The 1,807-nt window shown below is 55.8% G+C and carries 3 protein-coding genes and 1 pseudogene; all 4 read left to right on the forward strand.

Annotated features, from left to right (window positions below; genetic code table 11):
- The first annotated feature begins 76 nt into the window (after positions 1-76).
- Positions 77-799 carry a hypothetical protein gene (locus I2B62_RS20340; RefSeq protein ID WP_195270857.1) on the forward strand — a complete coding sequence of 241 codons (723 nt, stop codon included), beginning with the start codon at positions 77-79 and terminating at the stop codon, positions 797-799.
- A complete protein-coding gene (locus I2B62_RS20345; protein ID WP_195270858.1) occupies positions 796-1,407 on the forward strand; it encodes a restriction endonuclease subunit S in 612 nt (203 codons plus the stop codon). Before I2B62_RS20340 ends, I2B62_RS20345 begins: the two co-directional genes overlap by 4 nt.
- Positions 1,404-1,604 (forward strand): hypothetical protein, encoded by a 201-nt coding sequence (locus I2B62_RS20350; protein WP_195270859.1) that lies wholly within the window; start codon positions 1,404-1,406, stop codon positions 1,602-1,604. Before I2B62_RS20345 ends, I2B62_RS20350 begins: the two co-directional genes overlap by 4 nt.
- 9 nt (positions 1,605-1,613) lie before the next feature.
- A pseudogene (locus I2B62_RS20355) lies at positions 1,614-1,807 on the forward strand (sigma-70 family RNA polymerase sigma factor); the annotation flags it as partial.

The raw sequence follows: 1,807 nt of genomic DNA on the forward strand, positions 1-1,807 counted from the left end.
GATAGAACCATCAGCAGACGTGAGAACAACAAAACGCCGCTGAAATAAAATCATTTTATTTTACAGGAGGTTTACAATGTATCGTAAACAGCACACAGACAAAAAAGAAGCAACGGCTCAAAAAAACGGAAATACCGGGCGTGGTTCGTGCGCCCAAAAAAAGGTCTGCCCCGACGTCACCATGAGCCGGATTTCCACCATTATCCGCCTGGCGACCTACAAAAACGGCGCTGAGGATTTAGAACTCTCCATCGCCAATCCTGAAAAGCCTGTCACCGTCACCGCCGATATCCTGCGGATGCTGTATCTGGCCCTGGAGCTGGAGACCACAAAAGCCCACCGCTTGTTCATAAAAAACAGGACGCTGGAGAAACAGGTACGCGGCCTGGGCACCGTGCCAGAGGAGCCGCACCCCATTTCCGATGTGTCCCTGCCGCATTATATGGATATGGACGAGACAATGGCCATGATTGGCTGGAAACACTACGCGGGCCAGCCGGCCATGACCGTCCAGGCTTTTCTGGACAGGCTGCTGGAGGAAGAAGGGGTATATCTGGGAAACCATGACTTTTACGCCTATCTGCGCCGTGAGGGTTATATCTGTAAGGTGGATGGCAATAACGTTATTACCGAAAAGGCAGCGTATATGCGAATCCTGGAAAACGGCAGCGGAAAAACCTCCGGAGGAGGCCGGGGTATCCGGGTGACTGCCTCAGGCTGCGACTACTTAAAAGACCGGCTCCAGCAGCTGCACGAAAAGGCGCGCCAGGCCAAACCCGCCCAGGAGACACCCCGTTGAACTACCTGACCGAGCTGCTGGCCTTTTACAAATGGCTGGAGGCCAACCCCCTCAGCCCGGTGCTTCAGGCCTACTGGCACCTGCTCATGTATTACAACAACAAGGCCGCTGTCCGGGCAGAGAACGGCGGCTGGCACTGGCCCGTTCGTTTTAAGGTTCCCAACACGGTGCTCATGCCCCTTCTGGGCATTAAGGACCGGCGCGTGCTGCTGCGACAAAGAGGCTACCTCATTGACCAGGGCCGTGTGACGTACGAAAAGGACAAAGGACAGCGAGCAGGCATTTACCGCATGGTGCCCTTTGACAGGAGCCTGGCCATCACCGTCCTTGGGGCAGAGAAGGGAGACAATGGGACACAAATCTGGACGCCGTCTGTCCCACCAGCTGTGACAGAGGTGTCCCCGTTCATAAATATAAATCATAAACAAGCTTCTCTATTGTATTGTAATCAGGAGGCGCCGCCCAATATCCACGGCTTCAACCTGCTGCCGCCCCTCACCGATACCGAGAAAGCCGCCATTCAGGCCCTGTACCCGGACGACGAGGTGGCCGCCTTCGAGGCCATGTGGGCCGCCAGAGAGAGAAAGCAGAAAGGAGAAACACCATGAACCGATACGGAAAGGGACCCGGCATACAGCACCGCCGCCGCTCCTACCTGGTCGAGGCCGAGTGCCGGGCGCAGGTGGGCTTTTACGCCCGCAGCGCCGAAGAAGCCGAGGACGCGTTCAATGACTACCGGGAAGCAGTGGAGAGCCGCTACCCAGGCATTGTGCTGAGCATCACAGACGTCTATGAGGACGAGTAGGAGGCCTGTTTGAGTAAATACAAAGCGATTGACAATAGGGTACTGCAATATCAAAAAGGGCAGGAAAGCCCCAGAAACAGCCCAGAGCGGGCAGAGGGCAAAGCCGCCTGTGAGCTGCTGCTCATAACCTTTAAGCCGCTGATATTAAGCACCATGCAGCGCACACCCGGCATCGATCCCTCAGACTATGAAGACGCCTGCCA

The sequence above is a fragment of the Eubacterium sp. 1001713B170207_170306_E7 genome (genome assembly GCF_015547515.1).
Classification (GTDB): Bacteria; Bacillota; Clostridia; order Eubacteriales; family Eubacteriaceae; genus Eubacterium.